The sequence below is a fragment of the Streptomyces sp. NPDC052682 genome (assembly GCF_040678435.1).
Classification (GTDB): domain Bacteria; phylum Actinomycetota; class Actinomycetes; order Streptomycetales; family Streptomycetaceae; genus Streptomyces.
On the sequence record NZ_JBFATS010000005.1, the window covers coordinates 183,635 to 201,817 of the forward strand.

12 protein-coding genes are annotated in these 18,183 nt (G+C 72.9%); 5 read left to right on the forward strand and 7 right to left on the reverse strand.

The genetic code is table 11. The features are described 5' to 3' along the window. Positions 1-42: 42 nt before the first annotated feature. Entirely contained in the window at positions 43-969 is a 927-nt protein-coding gene (locus AB0K80_RS09680) for an acyltransferase domain-containing protein (protein WP_365667606.1), read from the reverse strand. Positions 970-1,073: 104 nt separating this feature from the next. Here AB0K80_RS09680 and AB0K80_RS09685 point away from each other — a divergent pair, with 104 nt between their 5' ends. After that, positions 1,074-1,379 (forward strand): DUF6343 family protein, encoded by a 306-nt coding sequence (locus AB0K80_RS09685; RefSeq protein WP_365667926.1) that lies wholly within the window; start codon positions 1,074-1,076, stop codon positions 1,377-1,379. Positions 1,380-1,385: 6 nt separating this feature from the next. On the opposite strand, the gene AB0K80_RS09690 is transcribed toward AB0K80_RS09685, so the two are convergent. The 4 genes from AB0K80_RS09690 to rpsA all read right to left on the reverse strand — a co-directional run bounded on the left by AB0K80_RS09690 (position 1,386) and on the right by rpsA (position 5,092). Further along, the gene (locus tag AB0K80_RS09690) at positions 1,386-1,766 is read right to left on the reverse strand and encodes a tetratricopeptide repeat protein (protein WP_365667608.1); all 381 of its coding nucleotides are present in this window, start codon (positions 1,764-1,766) and stop codon (positions 1,386-1,388) included. A 50-nt stretch (positions 1,767-1,816) separates the two neighbouring features. Continuing rightward, entirely contained in the window at positions 1,817-2,437 is a 621-nt protein-coding gene (gene coaE, locus AB0K80_RS09695; RefSeq protein ID WP_365667609.1) for a dephospho-CoA kinase, read from the reverse strand. A gap of 51 nt (positions 2,438-2,488) precedes the next feature. Then, positions 2,489-3,427: a PAC2 family protein gene (locus AB0K80_RS09700; RefSeq protein ID WP_365667611.1), complete on the reverse strand. Its 939-nt coding sequence runs from the start codon at positions 3,425-3,427 to the stop codon at positions 2,489-2,491. A 174-nt stretch (positions 3,428-3,601) separates the two neighbouring features. Then, positions 3,602-5,092, reverse strand: coding sequence for a 30S ribosomal protein S1 (rpsA, locus tag AB0K80_RS09705; protein ID WP_365667613.1), 1,491 nt, complete (start codon positions 5,090-5,092; stop codon positions 3,602-3,604). A 220-nt stretch (positions 5,093-5,312) separates the two neighbouring features. On the opposite strand from rpsA, the gene AB0K80_RS09710 reads away from it, so the two are divergent. Next, a complete protein-coding gene (locus AB0K80_RS09710; protein WP_365667615.1) occupies positions 5,313-6,230 on the forward strand; it encodes a class I SAM-dependent methyltransferase in 918 nt (305 codons plus the stop codon). Positions 6,231-6,305: 75 nt separating this feature from the next. Next, a complete protein-coding gene (gene hrpB, locus AB0K80_RS09715; RefSeq protein WP_365667617.1) occupies positions 6,306-8,834 on the forward strand; it encodes an ATP-dependent helicase HrpB in 2,529 nt (842 codons plus the stop codon). 118 nt (positions 8,835-8,952) lie between these two features. Here the strand turns inward: hrpB and AB0K80_RS09720 are convergent, their stop codons facing one another. After that, positions 8,953-10,719: a lytic transglycosylase domain-containing protein gene (locus AB0K80_RS09720; protein WP_365667619.1), complete on the reverse strand. Its 1,767-nt coding sequence runs from the start codon at positions 10,717-10,719 to the stop codon at positions 8,953-8,955. Between the two features lie 340 nt (positions 10,720-11,059). On the opposite strand from AB0K80_RS09720, the gene AB0K80_RS09725 reads away from it, so the two are divergent. Then, positions 11,060-11,923: a DUF4184 family protein gene (locus AB0K80_RS09725; protein ID WP_365667621.1), complete on the forward strand. Its 864-nt coding sequence runs from the start codon at positions 11,060-11,062 to the stop codon at positions 11,921-11,923. A gap of 129 nt (positions 11,924-12,052) precedes the next feature. Here the strand turns inward: AB0K80_RS09725 and polA are convergent, their stop codons facing one another. Next, entirely contained in the window at positions 12,053-14,779 is a 2,727-nt protein-coding gene (polA, locus tag AB0K80_RS09730) for a DNA polymerase I (protein WP_365667623.1), read from the reverse strand. Positions 14,780-15,882: 1,103 nt separating this feature from the next. On the opposite strand from polA, the gene AB0K80_RS09735 reads away from it, so the two are divergent. After that, on the forward strand, positions 15,883-18,162 hold the full coding sequence (locus AB0K80_RS09735; protein ID WP_365667928.1) for an FdhF/YdeP family oxidoreductase: 2,280 nt from the start codon (positions 15,883-15,885) through the stop codon (positions 18,160-18,162). Positions 18,163-18,183: the final 21 nt, after the last annotated feature.

Sequence of the window (18,183 nt, forward strand, 5' to 3'; positions counted from 1 at the left end):
GCGCCGGGTATTCACCCGACCGAGTGAACCGGTCTCGGCCTGCTACAGCGGAAACCAGCCGTGGCCCAGGTACCAGTGGCCGCCCGCCCGCAGGTGGTCCCCCACGGCCCGTTCCAGCATGGTCCGCCTCGGCAGGGTCGCCACCGGCCGGTAGGGATCCCCGAAGACGAACCGGACGGGTTCGGTGTCGGCCGGCTCCGGGGCCTCGTAGGCGACCCGGAAGCGCTCCTGGAACCGGAGGATGTTGGAGTCGGCGGCGAGGTACCGCTGCAGTTGCGGGTCGAGCAGCCAGGAGTGGCACGCGGCGATCCGGTAGGGCTCCTGCGGGAAGTGCCGGGCGAAGAACGCGCGGGCCAGGGTCAGCGACCGGTCGCAGGCCTGCGGGGTCAGCGGTCCGTGGAAGTCGGGGATGTGCAGGTTCAGGCACGGATCGCCCGGGGCCGCGTCCAGCCCGGCCGCCGCGACCGCCTGCCCGGTGCGCTGCCCGAGCCGTGCCCGTTCGAACTGCAGCCGGCCCAGCTGGTACAGCTCCCCACGGAAGTGCTGCGCGAGCCACCGCGGGGCCTGGACCCCGGCCCTGCCGTGCCGCCGGCGGTGGCCCGCCATGTTCCGCCCGAGGTCGGCCAGGGTGCGCCGGGTGACGTCGGCCGGGATGCCACGCTCGCGGTGGTACGCGCGCGTGTGCGGCAGCGCGGCGACGAACACGTACACGGGAAAGCAGGGACCCAAGGCCGCCGGCGCCTCGGCAAGGAGCTCCACCAGGCGCTGGCCACGGCCACCGCCCTCGCGCCCGTCCCCGCCGGTCTCCCCGCCGCCGTCCAGCAACGCGTCGACGCACGCGCGCAGCAACCGCAGGGCACCGGGGTCCGCGACGAGTGTGCGCCGCAGGGCGACCAGATCGTTGATGTCCTCGTGGGGCACCGCGAGGTCGAGCAGGACCTCGGGCAACTCCTCGGCGTCCGGAACCACGGATCGTCCCCCTTGGTCGCAGCGATCAGTCTGGGCCCTCTCAGGGAGTGCCCGCGCCTTTGAGGAACGTGCGCGGCGAGGAGTACGTTTCCCACAGGAGTGTGATTCCCGTGCCGAGGCGTACAGGCAGTGAACCGGTGACCGCCCGCAGCGCGCTGCGGACGCGTTTCTGGCTGAGCGTCTGGGGACTGGTCTGGGCGGTCTTCGGAACGGTGGCGTTCGCGCTCGTCGGCCGGCCCGGGTGGGCGATCGCTTGCGGCGTGCTGTGGCTGGTCGTCACCGTCGACATGGCGGTGGTCCTCAGGCACATCCGGCAGGGCCCGCACTACCAGCCGGGCCCCGACATCCCGCCGTACCGCCCACCGGACACCCGGGGCACACCCCCGTACCGCCCGCCGGATCAGCCGTAGCCGAGCTCAGGAGTCGAACCGGGCCGCCTCGAGGTACTGGGGGTTCGGATCGAGGGCCGCGGCCAGGCGGAAGTGGCGTCTGGCCTGGTCGGGACGCCCCTGGCGCTGATAGGTACGGGCGAGCGCGAAGTGCGCGAAGGCGTTGTCCGGCTCGCGCTCCAGCACGATCGAGAACTCCAGTTCGGCGGGGCGCAGCTGCGCCGCCGCGAAGAAGGCACGCGCGCGCAACAGCCGTGCGGCGGTGTTCTCGGGGTGGGCCGCGATGACCCCGTCGAGCAGCTTCACCGCCCCCCGCGGATCCCGCGCGGCGAGCAGCTGCTCAGCGGCACGGAAGTCGATGACGTGCGTCTCCGGAGTACGTGCGTTCCATCCGCTGGTCTCGGGCACGGCACAGTCCTTCCCTCGCTGGAGCCGTTCAACGCCCCGCAAAGGGCGCGCTATTCCCGGGGCGGCTGAGACGTGGCGTGGGCCCGGCGGAGGAGTTCGGCCCAGACCTCCTTGACGCGGCGCTCGAGGTCGGCCAGGGGAACGTCGTTGTCGATGACGATGTCGGCGATCTCCCGGCGCTGCTCACGGGTCGCCTGGGCGGCCATCCGCGCGCGGGCGTCCTGCTCGGTCATGCCGCGCAGCCGGACGAGCCGGTCGAGCTGGGTCTCGGGGCGCGCCTCGACGACGATCACCACGTCGTACAGCGGTGCCAGGCCGTTCTCCGTGAGGAGCGGGACGTCGTGGACGACGACGGCGTCCTCGGCGGCGGCCTGTTCCAGCTCGCGGGAACGGGCACCCACCAGGGGGTGCACGATCCCGTTGAGGACGGCCAGCTTCTCCGGGTCGGAGAAGACGAGGGAGCCGAGCTTGGGCCGGTTCAGACTGCCGTCCTCGGCGAGCACGTCTTCGCCGAACGCGTCCACGACCGCCGCGAGCCCGGGGGTGCCGGGCGCCACGACCTCGCGCGCGATCCGGTCCGCGTCGATCAGTACGGCCCCGCACTCGACGAGCAGCCGCGACACCTCGCTCTTGCCGGCGCCGATCCCGCCGGTCAGGCCCACCTTCAGCATGGCCCGAAGCCTATGCCCTGCCTCTGACGCGCGACGGCCCGGCCTCCCGGCTCAGCCGTCGCCCTCCCGCTCCGCCAGGAACTTCTCGAACTCCCGCCCGATCTCGTCGGCCGACGGGATCTCCACGGGTTCGGCGAGCATGTTGCCGCGGGTCTCGGCCCCGGCGGCGGCGTCGTACTGGTGCTCCAGGCCCTGCACGAGCGCGGTGAGCTCCTCGTCGCCCTCCCGGATCTGCCGGTCGATCTCGGTCTGGGTGCGGTGGGCGTCGGTGCGCAGGGCGTGCGCGATCCCAGGCAGTACCAGCCCGGTCGCCGCCGTGATGGCCTCCAGGACGGTCAGGGCCGCGTCCGGGTACGGGGAGCGGGCGATGTAGTGCGGGACGTGCGCGGCGACGCCCAGCACGTCGTGCCCGGCCTGCATCAGCCGGTACTCGACTAGGGCCTCGGCGCTGCCCGGCACCTGCGCCTCCTCGAAGGGGCTGCGGTGGCCCGGGACGAGGTCGGTGCGGTTGCCGTGCGGGGTGAGGCCGACCGGGCGGGTGTGCGGGACGCCCATGGGGATGCCGTGGAAGTTCACGGACAGGCGCACGCCGAGCCGCTCCACGATCTGCTGGACGGCGGCGGCGAAGCGCTCCCACTCCACGTCCGGCTCGGGGCCGGACAGCAGCAGGAAGGGCGCGCCGGTGGTGTCCTGGACGAGCCGCACCTCGATGGCGGGCTCCTCGTAGTCGGTCCAGCGGTCGCGCTGGAAGGTCAGCAGCGGGCGGCGGGCGCGGTAGTCGACGAGCCGGTCGTGGTCGAAACGGGCGACGAGTTGGTGGGGCAGCGAGTCGAGCAGCCGGTCGACGATCTGGTCGCCGGTCTCACCCGCGTCGATGTATCCGTCGAAGTGGTAGAGCATGACAAGGCCGGCCGACTCCTGGGCGAGTGCCATGTCCACCACGGCCAGGCCCTTCGGCTCCCATGCGTACAAACCCTGCGGATCAAGCACAGTGACCGCTCCTCCTTGTGTCCGTACGTCACAACGTGATGCAGGGCACCCGCATTCCCGGCCGACGTGATCTTCGTCCGTCCGCGGCGTCGAGCGAGGGGGCCGGGAACGCGACTGTGGGCCCACCCCAGGGGGTGGGCCCACAGTTGTCAGCTAGTGCCTAGCGGTGAGCGTTCAGCTCTGGCCGCCGGCCAGCTTCTCGCGCAGGGCGGCCAGCGCCTCGTCCGAGGCCAGCGCACCGGAGTTGTCCGGGCCCTCGGAGGAGTACGAACCACCGGACGCGGCCGGAGCGGCGGCCTCGCCACCCTCGGCAGCGGCCTGGGCGTCCGCCTCGCGGGACTTGATGACCTGCTGCTGGTGCTGCTCGAAGCGGGCCTGCGCCTCGGCGTACTGGCGCTCCCACTCCTCGCGCTGCTTCTCGTAGCCCGGCAGCCAGTCGTTGGTCTCCGGGTCGAAGCCCTCGGGGTAGATGTAGTTGCCCTGGTCGTCGTAGGACGCGGCCATGCCGTACAGGGTCGGGTCGAACTCGACGGCGGTCGGGTCGGCACCGAAGGACTCGTTGGCCTGCTTCAGCGAGAGGCTGATGCGGCGGCGCTCGAGGTCGATGTCGATGACCTTGACGAAGATCTCGTCGTTGACCTGGACGACCTGCTCCGGGATCTCCACGTGGCGCTCGGCCAGCTCGGAGATGTGGACCAGACCCTCGATGCCCTCGTCCACGCGGACGAACGCACCGAACGGAACCAGCTTCGTGACCTTGCCGGGCACGACCTGGCCGATCTGGTGGGTGCGGGCGAACTGCTGCCACGGGTCTTCCTGCGTCGCCTTCAGCGACAGGGAGACACGCTCACGGTCCATGTCGACGTCGAGAACCTCGACGGTGACCTCCTGGCCCACCTCGACGACCTCGGACGGGTGGTCGATGTGCTTCCAGGAGAGCTCGGAGACGTGGACCAGACCGTCGACGCCACCCAGGTCCACGAACGCACCGAAGTTGACGATCGAGGAGACGACGCCGGAGCGGACCTGACCCTTCTGCAGGGTGGTGAGGAAGGTCTGACGGACCTCGGACTGGGTCTGCTCGAGCCAGGCGCGGCGGGACAGGACCACGTTGTTGCGGTTCTTGTCCAGCTCGATGATCTTCGCCTCGAGCTCCTTGCCGACGTACGGCTGGAGGTCGCGGACGCGGCGCATCTCGACGAGGGAGGCCGGCAGGAAGCCACGGAGGCCGATGTCGAGGATGAGACCACCCTTGACGACCTCGATGACGGTGCCGGTGACGATGCCGTCCTCTTCCTTGATCTTCTCGATGGTGCCCCAGGCACGCTCGTACTGGGCGCGCTTCTTCGAGAGGATCAGGCGGCCTTCCTTGTCCTCCTTCTGGAGGACCAGGGCCTCGATCTCGTCGCCGACGGCGACGACCTCGTTCGGGTCGACGTCGTGCTTGATCGAGAGCTCGCGGCTCGGGATGACACCTTCGGTCTTGTAACCGATGTCGAGCAGGACCTCGTCCCGGTCGACCTTCACGATGACGCCGTCGACGATGTCGCCGTCGTTGAAGTACTTGATCGTCTCGTCGATCGCTGCGAGGAACGCTTCCTCGTTACCGATGTCGTTGACCGCTACCTGCGGGGTGGAAGCGGTGGTCTCGGTGCTGCTCGTCATGTGGAAAAGGGCTCCGGTACGGACATTGAGTCGTAGGTACTGCTCACGCTGGAGCCCGTTTCGCTCTGCAGAAGCCGGACAGCCAAGGAAGCGCCCCACCAGCGAACCGGTGATGGCGCCTCGACAACCGAGGGGACATACAACAGATGCGAGCGCAGCCTGCTACGTCTGAGGTGCGCAGGCCCGCAGCGCAACTTGTAGCATACGGGGGCAGCCGGGCATGGTCAATGCGCGAAGCCGCACACCCGGGACGGATCACCGCAATCCCGGCACAGGAGTTTCTTCCCCCGCGTCGGATGGACGGAAGAGTACGACGAAGGAGCCGATCATCCAAGAGCCCGAAGCGCCCGAACCGGAGGCCACCCGCCGTGCCGCGGACGTCGCGGAGAGCGCCCGGGCCAACCGGGGCTGGTGGGACCGCAACGCCGACGAGTACCAGGTCGAACACGGCACGTTCCTCGGCGACGACCGCTTCGTGTGGGGCCCGGAGGGCCTGGACGAGGTGGAGGCCGAGCTGCTCGGCCCGCCGGAGGAACTGAAGGGCCGGGACGTGCTGGAGATCGGCGCCGGCGCCGCCCAGTGCGCGCGCTGGCTGGCCGCCCAGGGTGCCCGCCCGGTCGCCCTCGACATCTCGCACCGGCAGCTGCAGCACGCGCTGCGCATCGGCGGATCCTTCCCTCTGGTGTGTGCAGACGCGGGCGCGCTGCCCTTCGCGGACGGCTCCTTCGACGTGGCCTGCTCGGCCTACGGGGCGCTGCCCTTCGTCGCCGACCCGCGCCTGGTGCTGCGGGAGGTGCGCCGGGTGCTGCGCCCGGGCGGCCGTTTCGTCTTCTCGGTGACCCATCCGATCCGCTGGGCGTTCCCGGACGAGCCGGGCCCGGAGGGACTGAGCGTCTCCTCCTCCTACTTCGACCGCACGCCGTACGTCGAGCAGGACGAGCAGGGCCGGGCGGTGTACGTGGAGCACCACAGGACCCTCGGCGACCGCGTCCGCGACATCGTGGCCTCGGGGTTCCGGCTGGTGGACCTGGTGGAGCCGGAGTGGCCGGAGTGGAACACCTCCGAGTGGGGCGGCTGGTCGCCGCTGCGCGGGAACCTGATCCCGGGGACCGCCATCTTCGTGTGCGAGCGGGACTGACGCGGGCGGGACTGACGCGGGCGGGACTGAACCGGCGGGACTGAGGCACACGAAGGGGCGTACGACACTGGGGGCGTGATCCGTTACGACGCTCTGGACGCCCTGCCCGTACGCGGTGCTCTGCCGGCGCTGAACGACGCCCTGGAGGCTCACGGCACCGCCGTGCTCGTGGCGCCGCCCGGCACCGGCAAGACGACCCTGGTGCCCCCGGCGCTCGCCGGTCTGCTCGGGGACGGGCCGAAGCGGCGGGTGGTGGTCGCCGAGCCGCGCAGGATCGCCGCGCGGGCGGCGGCCCGGCGGATGGCGTGGCTGCTGGGTGAGAAGCCCGGCGAGAGCGTCGGCTACACCGTGCGCGGCGAGCGGGTCGTCGGGCGGCACACGCGCGTGGAGGTCGTCACGACCGGTGTCCTGGTGCAGCGCCTGCAGCGCGATGAGGAGCTGAGCGGGGTGGACGTCGTCCTCCTCGACGAGTGCCATGAACGGCATCTGGACGCGGACACCGCGGCGGCGTTCCTGTGGGACGTGCGGCAGGCGCTGCGGCCGGAGCTGCGGCTGGTGGCCGCCTCGGCGACGACGGACGCGGAGGGCTGGGCACGGCTGCTGGGCGGGGCGCCGGTGGTCGAGGCGCGGGGGGCCTCGTACCCCGTGGAGGTGGTGTGGGCGCCGCCGGCGCGCCCGGTGCGGCCACCGCACGGGATGCGGGTCGATCCTGCGCTGCTGGCGCATGTGGCGTCGGTGGTGCGGCGGGCCCTGGCCGAGCGGGACGGTGACGTGCTGTGCTTCCTGCCCGGGGTGGGCGAGATCGGCCGTGTCGCGGGGCAGCTCGGGGAACCGGACGGCGTCGAGGTCCTCCAGGTGCACGGGCGGGCCCCGGCGGCCGTGCAGGACGCCGTGCTGGCTCCCGGGGAGCGGCGCCGGGTGGTGCTGGCCACCTCCGTGGCCGAGTCGTCGCTGACCGTGCCCGGGGTGCGGGTCGTGGTGGACTCGGGGCTGGCCCGTGAGCCGCGGGTCGATCACGCGCGCGGGCTGAGCGCCCTGACCACGGTGCGGGCGTCGCAGGCGGCCGGGCGGCAGCGGGCGGGGCGGGCCGGGCGTGAGGCGCCGGGGGCGGTGTACCGGTGCTGGGCGGAGGCCGAGGACGCGCGTCTGCCGCGGTTCCCCTCCCCGGAGATCAAGGTGGCCGACCTGACGGCGTTCGCCCTCCAGGTGGCCTGCTGGGGGGATCCGGACGCGTCGGGGCTGGCGTTGCTGGATCCGCCGCCGGCCGGGGCGATGGCGGCGGCCAGGAGCGTGCTGACGGCGATCGGGGCGGTGGACCCCGCCGGGCGGGTCACGGAGCGGGGCGCGCGGCTGGCTCGGCTGGGGGTGCACCCGCGGTTGGGGCGGGCACTGCTCGATGCCTCCGGTGCGGCCGCCGACGTGGTCGCCCTGCTCAGTGAGGAGCCCCCGCGGGAGTACGGGGACGACCTGGCGGCTGCTCTGCGGGCGGCGCGGCGCGGGGGTGACGCCTACGCCGGGCGGTGGCGGGCGGAGGCGCGGCGGCTGCGGGCCGCCGCATCGGAGGTGTCCGATGCGTCCGCCCGCGCCTCCGTTCCGGCGCAGGCCGAGGCCGCAGGGGCGGGCGGCGGCTCCGATGACCGGCTGGCCGGGCTCGTCGCCGCGCTCGCCTTCCCCGAGCGGCTCGCCAAGGGCGACGGCGGGTCGTACCTCATGGTGTCCGGGACCCGGGCCGAGCTCGGGGAGGGGAGCGGGCTGCGCGGGGCGCCCTGGGTCGCGGTCGCCGTGGCCGACCGGCCCGTCGGCAGGGGGCACGCGCGTGTGCAGCTCGGGGCGGTCGTCGACGAGGAGGTGGCCCGGCTCGCGGCGGGGACGCTGCTGGAGCAGCGGGACGAGGTGCGCTGGAGTGACGGGGACGTGGTGGCCCGGCGCGTCGAACGGCTGGGCGCCGTCGAGCTCGCGGTGCGTCCGCTGAAGGATGCCGACCCCGAGCTCGTACGCGCCGCGCTGCTCGACGGGCTCCGGCAGGAGGGGCTGGGACTGCTGCGCTGGACGCCGGAGGCGGTGGGGCTGCGGCAGCGGCTCGCCTTCCTGCACCTCCACCTGGGCGAGCCCTGGCCGGACGTTTCCGACGGCGCCCTGTACGCGCGCGTGGAGGAGTGGCTGGAGCCGGAGCTCGGCAGGGCCCGGCGGCGCGCCGACCTCGGGCGGATCGATGCCGGTCAGGCGCTGGGGCGGCTGCTGCCCTGGGCCTCGGGTCAGGCCGCGCGGCTCGACGAGCTCGCCCCGGAGCGGATCATTGTGCCCAGCGGGTCACGGATCCGGGTCGACTACGCCGCCCCGGAGCAGCCCGTGCTGGCGGTGAAGCTCCAGGAGATGTTCGGCCTGCAGGAGTCGCCGCGGATCGCCGGGGTGCCGGTGCTCGTCCACCTCCTCTCCCCCGCCGGGCGTCCGGCCGCGGTCACCGCCGACCTCGCCTCTTTCTGGAAGGACGGCTACCGGGCCGTACGGGCGGAGCTGCGGGGCCGTTATCCGAAGCACCCCTGGCCCGAGGACGCGGCCGGCGCGGAGCCGACCCGGCACACCAACGCCCGGCTCAGACGGTGACCGGCGTCGGTGCGGCGGTCTGCGCGGGAGCCCGTCCCCGGCGGCGAGAACCGGCCGTTCACGCGGCGGCGCCCCCCCGCGGGGGGGGGGGGGGCCCCCGCCGCTGTCGTACGACGGACTAGGCGCTGGGGCTGGGGCTGGTGCTGGGGGACGGGGTGGTGGACGGGCTGGGCGAGGAGGTCCCGGCCGCCGCCACGGTCAGTTCCAGGGTGAGCACCGCGCCGCCCTCGGTGGTGATGCGGAGCAGGAACGTGCCGGTGGTGTCGTCCGCGTACAGCTGCGGCAGCTTCAGCAGGCCGTTCGCGTCGGTCCGCAGGCCCGTCAGGGTGCGCAGGGGCTTGCCGTCGGCGTCCTTGAAGTAGGGGCCCTTGTCGTTGGCGGTCGCGTCCTCGGCCGACTTGACGAGGGTGGCGGTGGCGGCGACCTTGTCCGCGACGGCGCCCTTGTACGTGGCCTTCACCTCGACGGCGGTGGCGAACTGGCCGCCCGGGACGCAGGTCAGCGGGGCGTCGCCGGTGCGGACGAGGGTGTCGGCGGCGCGTTCGGTGACGGTGGCCGTGTAGTCCAGGCCCCGCACCGTACGGCCCACCACGGTGGCGCGGACGACGAACTCGCCCGTCTTCTCCCCCGCTTGCAGGGCGGGCGCGACGGCCACGCCGGAGGCGTTGGTGAGGGCCGTGGCCACCTTCTCGCCGCCGGTGAAGGTGGCGTCGGTGGGGCCGACGATGGTGAAGCGGATCCGCACCTTCCCGACCGCCTTGCCGGCCTCCGTCTCCGCCCGGGTGCTGATCTTGGAGGTGAAGGCGTCGCCCGCCATGGCGGTGAGCTTGGCGGTGCCCGCGTCCTCGAGGTGGTGGACCGTGTCGGTCGGGGTGGAGGGCGCCGGGGTGGGCGGCTCGGGGCTCGGCGAGCCGGTCCCGGGCGGCGTGGGCCTGGGGCTCGGGGAGCTGCCGCCCGGGTCCTTGGGCTTGTCGCTGCTCGGCGGCTTGCTGCCCGGTGTCCTGGGCGCCTGCGGCGACGGCCTGGGGTTGGCCCTGTCCGTGTCGCCCCTGCCGTCGCTGCGCCCCACGGGGATGCTGCCGGTGCCGTCCGGGATCTCGTGGGAGCCCTTGCGGTAGAACTCCAGCCACGACAGGACCGTGTGCAGGTAGTCCTGGGAGTTGTTGTAGCTGAGGATCGCGCGGTTGAGGTCGGCCTGGACGGACAGGTCCCAGCCGTTGCGGCACAGGTAGTGGCCGGCGGCGAGCGCGGCGTCGTAGATGTTGTTGGGGTCGTCCTTGCCGTCGCCGTTGCCGTCGCGGCCCGCCCACTCCCAGGTGGACGGGATGAACTGCATCGGCCCCACGGCACGGTCGTACCGGCTGTCCCCGTCGTAGGCGCCGCCGTCGGTGTCCCTGATGCTCGCGAAGCCGTTGCCGTTGAGCTGCGGGCCGAGGATCGGGGAGAGCGTCCTGCCCTCGGCGTCGACCCGGCCGCCGCGGGCCTGACCGGACTCCACCTTGCCGATGGCGGCGAGGAGTTGCCAGGGCAGGTTGCAGCCGGGCTTGGAGGAGCGCAGTTCGGCCTCGGCCTTCTTGTAGGCGTCGAGCACGGTCGCCGGGATGCCCGCCTCCGAGGCGCCCGGGGACGTGGGGGTGGCGCCGGTCGTGGGTGACGGGTTCGGGCTGTTCAGTGGCGGCAGGTCCGTGTAGTACGGCGAGTTGCCGGTGGCGCTGCCGTCGGCGTCGGTCTCGGGTGCGGGCGTGGCGTCCGAGGCGGCCTGTCTGCCGTGACTGTCGGCCGTCACCTCCGGAGCCTGGGACGCGGACAGGGCCGCCACCGCGACCGCTGCCACGGCGGTGGTAGCCGCCCCCTTGCGCAGCCTCCTGCCGAAATGCGCCGCCATAGAGTGAACCCCTCCCGTGGACGCCCGGGCGTCCGTCTCCGTCTGCTGTTCCGACCTGTTGTGACGATCGACCCGCCGGTGGGGTTGCCCTCGGCGGGCACGTCTTTGTTCTGTTGCGTGGTGTTCCCGCGATATGCCGGGACAGCACGGCGCCGGCCGGCACATCGATCCTCGCGACCCTACGACAACTTTCTTTGCTCGGGCACCCGTTCGGGCCCGGATTTCACCCGTGGGTCACGCTCGGCCGGCGCGGACCGCGGGAGGGCGGTGTCGCGCATACTGGGCCGGGTGTTCCGCCCCGGGCGGGACGGCCCGTCAATGACCGTCGCGAGGAGCCGAGTTGCCGTTCACACTGAGTCATGCGGCAGCCGTCCTGCCCGCCGTGCGCGCCGACGGGACCGGCCGGGGCGCGCTGGTGCCGGCCGTGCTCGTAGCCGGGTCCTTCTCGCCCGACATGACCTACTACGCGGCGAGTGTCCTGTCCGGAGCGATGGAGTTCGGCGACGTCACGCACTCCTTCCCGGGGGTGTTCACGGTCGATGTGCTCGTCGCCTGGGCACTGGTGGGACTGTGGCTGCTGGTGCGCGAGCCGCTGGTGGCCCTGCTGCCGCGTAACCGGCAGGGACGGGTGGCGTGGTGGCTGCGCTGCGGTACGCCACGCGCGCGCCTCCGCCCGTCGCTGGTCGCACGCTGGTACGTGTCCGCCGCGCTGGGGGCGCTGACGCATGTCGTCTGGGACGCGTTCACCCACCTCGACCGGTGGGGAATGCGGCTTTTTCCCGTTCTGGGGCGGGAGGTGGCGGGCTCACCGCTCTACTGGTACCTGCAGTACGGCGGTTCGGCGGTGGCCGCCGTGGTCATCGCAGGGTTCGTGACGTACGCGCTGCGGCGGGCGCCCCGGGTGGAGCCCGCCGGGGTCGCGGCGCTGTCGGTGCGGGACAGGTGGGGGGCCGGTGTGCTGATCGGCGGCTGCGCGCTTCTGGCGGCGGCGCGGCGGGCGGCGGGCTGGTGGGAGTACTGGGGGGCGTCCGCGAAGCCGTGGGAGCTGATCCCGACGGTGTGCTTCGGGGCCGGCGCGGGCCTCGTCCTGGGGGTGCCGCTGTACGCGGTGGCGGTCCGGGTGTGGCGCCCGGCTCCGGCTCCCGCACCACCCGAAGGCCCTTCGGGCGCCGACGCGGAGCCGAGCCGGCCGGCCCTGCGCTGAGGGGGCCGGCCGCCGCACGCGAGTGCGCGTCGGCCGGGGCACCGGCCGGCCGCCCTGCCGAGCGGGAGGCCGTCCCCGGGACGGGACTGCCCGACGTACGCCGCCGCAGCGCCCCCGCCCCGCGAACGGCTAGTGCGCCGCCGACTCCCAGTCCGGCCCCACCCCCACCGACACGCCCAGCGGCACGCGCAGCTGGACCGCGTTCGCCATCTCGCGGCGGACGAGTTCCTCTGCCGCCTCCCGCTCGCCGGGGGCGATCTCCAGGACGATCTCGTCGTGGACCTGGAGGAGCATGCGGGATTTGAGGCCCGCCGTGCGCAGGGCCTGGTCCACCTTGAGCATGGCGATCTTCACGATGTCGGCCGCCGTGCCTTGGATGGGCGCGTTGAGGGCCATCCGCTCCGCCGCCTCACGGCGCTGGCGGTTGTCGCTGTTGAGGTCGGGCAGGTAGCGGCGGCGCCCGAAGAGGGTCGCCGTGTAGCCGGTCGCCCGGGCCTCGTCGACCGCGCGGCGCAGATAGTCCCGTACGCCGCCGAACCGCTCGAAGTAGGCGTCCATCAGGGCGCGCGCCTCGGCCGCCTCGATGTTCAGCTGCTGGGACAGGCCGAACGCGGACAGGCCGTAGGCCAGGCCGTACGACATGGCCTTGATCTTGCGGCGCATCTCGGCGTCCACCCCCGAGGGGTCGACGGAGAACACCTGCGCCGCCGCCGTGGTGTGCAGGTCCTCCCCGGAGGTGAACGCCTCGATCAGGCCCGCGTCCTCGGACAGGTGGGCCATCACCCGCAGCTCGATCTGGCTGTAGTCGGCGGTCATGAGGGACTCGAAGCCGTCGCCGACCACGAACCCGCGGCGGATGGCCCGGCCCTCGTCGGTGCGGACGGGGATGTTCTGCAGGTTCGGGTCGGTCGACGACAGGCGGCCGGTGGCGGCCACGGTCTGGTTGAACGTGGTGTGGATACGGCCGTCCCCGGCGATCGTCTTGATCAGGCCCTCCACGGTGACCCGCAGCTTGGCCTGCTCACGGTGCCGGAGCATGATCACCGGCAGCTCGTTGTCGGTCTGGGTGGCGAGCCACGCGAGCGCGTCGGCGTCCGTGGTGTAGCCCGTCTTGGTCTTCTTGGTCCTGGGCAGGCCCAGCTCGCCGAAGAGGACCTCCTGCAGTTGCTTGGGCGAACCGAGGTTGAACTCGTGCCCGGCCGCCGCGTGCGCCTCCTTCACCGCCTGCTGCACGGCTCCGGCGAACATCTGCTCCATGGCCTCCAGATGGGCCCGGTCGGCGGCGATGCCGTGCCGCTCCATACGGGCCAGCAGCGCGGACGTGGGCAGCTCCATGTCGCGCAGCAGGTCGGCCGCTCCCACCTCCGCCAGGCGGTCCTCGAAGACCTGGCCGAGGTCCAGGACGGCCCGGGCCTGGACCATCAGGGCCTCGGCCTCGGCGCCCTCGTCCGTGCCGAAGGCGAGCTGGCCGTCGGCCGTGGCGGCCGGGGCAAGCTCGCGGTGCAGGTACTCCAGGGACAGTGCGTCGAGGTCGAAGGAGCGGCGGCCCGGCTTGACCAGGTAGGCGGCCAGTGCGGTGTCCATGGTGACGCCCTCGACGCTCCAGCCGTGCTCGGCGAAGACGCGCATCGCGCCCTTGGCGTCATGGAGGATCTTGGGCCGGTCCGCGTCGGCGAGCCAGGCCGCGAAGGCCGTCTCGTCGGCCTCGTCCAGCTGGGACGGGTCGAACCAGGCGGCGGCCCCGCCCGGCGCGGCGAGCGCGACCTCGGCGACCGAGCCGGTGCCCAGCGCCCAGGCGTCGACCGTGGCGACACCGAGCACCTCCGTGCCGTGCTCGGCGAGCCAGGGAGCCAGCTCGCCGGTGCCGAGCACGGTGCCGTCCAGCTCCACGCCGTCCGTCGCGATCGGGGTGGTCTCGGCCTGCTCGGCGCCCGGGTCCACGGCGAAGAGCCGCTCGCGCAGCGAGGGGTTCCTGATCTCCAGGGTGTCCAGGACCATCGCCACGGCCTTGCGGTCGTACGGCGTGCGCGCCAGGTCGGCGACCCCCTTGGGCAGCTCCACGTTCCGCTCCAGCTCGGTGAGGCGGCGGTTGAGCTTCACGGACTCCAGGTGGTCGCGCAGGTTCTGCCCGGCCTTGCCCTTGACCTCGTCGACGCGCTCCACGAGTTCGGCGAAGGAGCCGAACTGGTTGATCCACTTCGCGGCCGTCTTCTCGCCGACGCCGGGGATGCCCGGCAGGTTGTCCGACGGGTCGCCGCGCAGCGCCGCGAAGTCCGGGTACTGCGCGGGCGTCAACCCGTACTTCTCGAAGACCTTCTCCGGGGTGAACCGGGTCAGCTCCGAGACGCCCTTGGTCGGGTACAGCACCGTGGTGTGCTCGCTGACCAGCTGGAAGGAGTCCCGGTCGCCGGTGACGATCAGCACCTCGAAGCCCTCGGCCTCCGCCTGGGTGGCGAGGGTGGCGATGACGTCGTCGGCCTCGTAGCCCTCGACGGCGAAGCGGGCGGCGTTCATCGCGTCGAGCAGCTCGCAGATCAGCTCGACCTGGCCCTTGAACTCGTCGGGGGTCTTGGAGCGGTTCGCCTTGTACTCCGTGAACTCCTCCGACCGCCAGGTCTTGCGGGAGACGTCGAAGGCGACCGCGAAGTGGGTGGGCGCCTCGTCGCGCAGCGTGTTGGCGAGCATCGACGCGAAGCCGTAGATCGCGTTCGTCGGCTGGCCCGTCGCGGTGGTGAAGTTCTCCGCGGGCAGCGCGAAGAACGCGCGGTAGGCCAGCGAGTGCCCGTCCATGAGCATCAGGCGCGGGCGGCTGCCGCCGGAGGTCTTGTCGGTCGTCTTCGATGCTGTCTCTGCCACGCCCCCGATCCTGCCACGCCCCACTGACAGCCCGCCCCGCCCCCGCGTGCCGCACCGGCCGGCCGGTGGCGATCAGGCGGCGGGGGCGTACGACGCGGGCCTCCCTGGCCGCGACGGCGGGACTCCGGCCGTGGTCCGCGTCACGTACGCGTGCACCGGCCGGGGCCCGCGCGCCACTGGTGGGCGGCCCGGGCATGGTGCTGGTGCGCTGATGGATGGAGTACATGGCTGATAGATGGAGTGCTGGGGCGTACGGCCGCCCGGACGTCCGCGCCGGGCCGTACGCGAGGAGCCGCCGCCGGCCCTGCACGGCACCCTCGTGAGCGCCCCGGGCGCCCGGCCTCACCCCTCGCCACCAGCTCCCAGCACCCTGCCCCGGCACGCGGATCTGGCACCGACGCCCAACCCGCGGCCCGGTGCCCCCAGCCCCGGTATCCGGCTTTCGGCCCTTGGCCCCCGCCCGACTTCCGGCACCCACCCCGGCCTCAGCCACCCCCGCCACCCAAGCCCCAGCACCCGGCATCTGGCACCCCCGCGCAGCCCGCGGCCTGGCGCCCCAACCCCGGTACCCGACCCTCGGCTCCTGGCCCCGCCCGACTTCCGGCACCCACCCCGGCCTCAGCCGCCCCGCCACCCGGCATTCGGCACCGACGCCCAACCCGCGGCCTGGCGCCCCCAACCCCGGTACCCGACCCTCGGCCCCCGGCCCCCGGCCCCGCACCCTCAGCACCCGCCCCGGCACCCGGCACCGACGCCCAACCCGCGTCCCGGTGCCTCCAGCCTCGGTATCCGGCCTTCGACCCCTGGCCCCCGCCCGACTTCCGACACCCGCCCCAGCCCCAGCCCCAGCCCCAGCCCCAGGCTCACCGGCCCCACCCCTCGCCCACCAGCCTCACCCCCGGCACCCGACCCGCTCCCCCAAACCCCACACCGACCCCAGCTCCAGACACCCGCGCCGGGCACCCAGCCCCCGACTCACCCCCCTCGCCTCCAGCCAAAGCCAGCCGCCCGGCACCCCCACCCCAGCCCGACCCCCTCGTTGTCACCGCTCCGTGCGAGGATCGGAGATGTACCTCACATACGCGGTCGAAGGGGAGTGTGTGATGGCGACCAAGCCGCCCAAGGGTGACCCGGTGCAGGACGCGCCGCAGGTCGCCGGGCCGAAGCACGCGGCGGCGGGGCTCCCGGCCATCGGGCACAGCCTGCGCGTCGCCCAGCGGCAGATGGGCGTCAAGCGCACCGCGCTGACGCTGCTGAGCGTGAACCAGAAGGACGGCTTCGACTGCCCGGGCTGCGCCTGGCCCGAGCCGGAGCACCGGCACAGGGCGGAGTTCTGCGAGAACGGCGCGAAGGCGGTGGCCGAGGAGGCCACGCTGCGCCGGGTCACCCCCGAGTTCTTCGCCGCCCACCCCGTCGCCGACCTGGCGACCAGGAGCGGCTACTGGCTCGGCCAGCAGGGCCGGCTCACGCACCCCGTGTACCTCCCCGAGGGCGGTGAGCACTACGAGCCGGTCACCTGGGAGCGCGCCTTCGACATCATCGCCGAGGAGATCGCCGCCCTGGACTCCCCCGACCAGGCCGTCTTCTACACCTCCGGGCGCACCAGCAACGAGGCCGCCTTCCTCTACCAGCTCTTCGCCCGCGAGTTCGGCACGAACAACCTGCCCGACTGCTCGAACATGTGCCACGAGTCGTCCGGCTCGGCCCTGTCCGAGACGATCGGCATCGGCAAGGGCAGCGTCCTGCTGGAGGACCTGTACAAGGCCGACCTGATCATCGTCGCCGGCCAGAACCCCGGCACCAACCACCCGCGCATGCTGTCCGCCCTGGAGAGGGCCAAGGCGAACGGCGCGCGGATCATCAGCGTCAACCCGCTGCCCGAGGCGGGCCTGGAGCGGTTCAAGAACCCGCAGACCCCCAAGGGCCTGACCACCGGCTCCGCCCTGGCCGACCTGTTCCTGCAGATCCGCATCGGCGGCGACCAGGCCCTCTTCCGTCTCCTCAACAAGCTGATCATCGAGACGGAGGGCGCGGTCGACGAGGAGTTCGTGCGCGAGCACACCCACGGCTACGAGGAGTTCGCGAAGGCCGCCCGCGCCGCCGACTGGGACGAGACGCTCACGGCGACCGGACTGACCCGCGCGGAGATCGGACAAGCCCTGCGCATGGTGCTGGCGTCCAAGCGCACCATCGTGTGCTGGGCGATGGGCCTGACCCAGCACAAGCACGCCGTGCCGACCATCAAGGAAGTGGTCAACTTCCTCCTGCTGCGCGGCAACATCGGCCGCCCGGGCGCCGGTGTGTGCCCGGTGCGCGGTCACTCCAACGTGCAGGGCGACCGCACCATGGGCATCTTCGAGCGGCCCGCCCCCGCCTTCCTGGACGCCCTGGAGAAGGAGTTCGGCTTCGCGCCGCCGCGCGAGCACGGCTACGACGTCGTCCGCGCCATCCGCGCGCTGCGCGACGGCGAGGCGAAGGTCTTCTTCGCCCTGGGCGGCAACTTCGTCTCCGCCTCCCCCGACACGGACGTCACCGAGGCCGCCATGCGCCGCGCCCGGCTGACCGTGCACGTGTCGACGAAGCTGAACCGCTCGCACGCCGTCACGGGCGCGCGTGCGCTGATCCTGCCCACGCTCGGCCGTACCGAGCGCGACCTGCAGGACAGCGGCGAGCAGTTCGTGACGGTCGAGGACTCCATGGGGATGGTGCACGCCTCGCGCGGCCGCCTGGAGCCGGCGAGTGAGCACCTGCTGTCCGAGCCGGCCATCGTCTGCCGGCTGGCGCGCCGAGTGCTCGGCGAGCGCAGCACGGTGCCGTGGGAGGCGTTCGAGAAGGACTACGCGACGATCCGGGACCGCATCGCGCGGGTGATCCCCGGCTTCGAGGACTTCAACGCGCGCGTGGCCCGCCCCGGCGGCTTCGCCCTCCCCCACGCACCGCGCGACGAACGCCGCTTCCCGACCGCCACCGGCAAGGCCAACTTCACCGCCGAACCCGTGGAGTATCCGCAGCTGCCCGAGGGGCGGCTGCTGCTGCAGACGCTGCGCTCGCACGACCAGTACAACACCACCATCTACGGCCTGGACGACCGTTACCGGGGCATCAGGAACGGCCGCCGGGTGGTGCTGGTCAACCCCGAGGACGCCGCCGCCCTGCGTCTGGCCGACGGTGCGTACGTCGACCTGGTCAGCGAGTGGAAGGACGGCGTGGAGCGGCGTGCCCCCGGCTTCCGGGTGGTGCATTACCCGACGGCCCGTGGCTGCGCCGCCGCCTACTACCCGGAGACCAATGTCCTGGTCCCGCTGGACGCCACCGCCGACACCAGCAACACCCCGGCCAGCAAGTCCGTCGTCGTCCGTCTGGAACAATCGGCGACCGACTGAGCGTTTGCTCAGCCTGAGTGA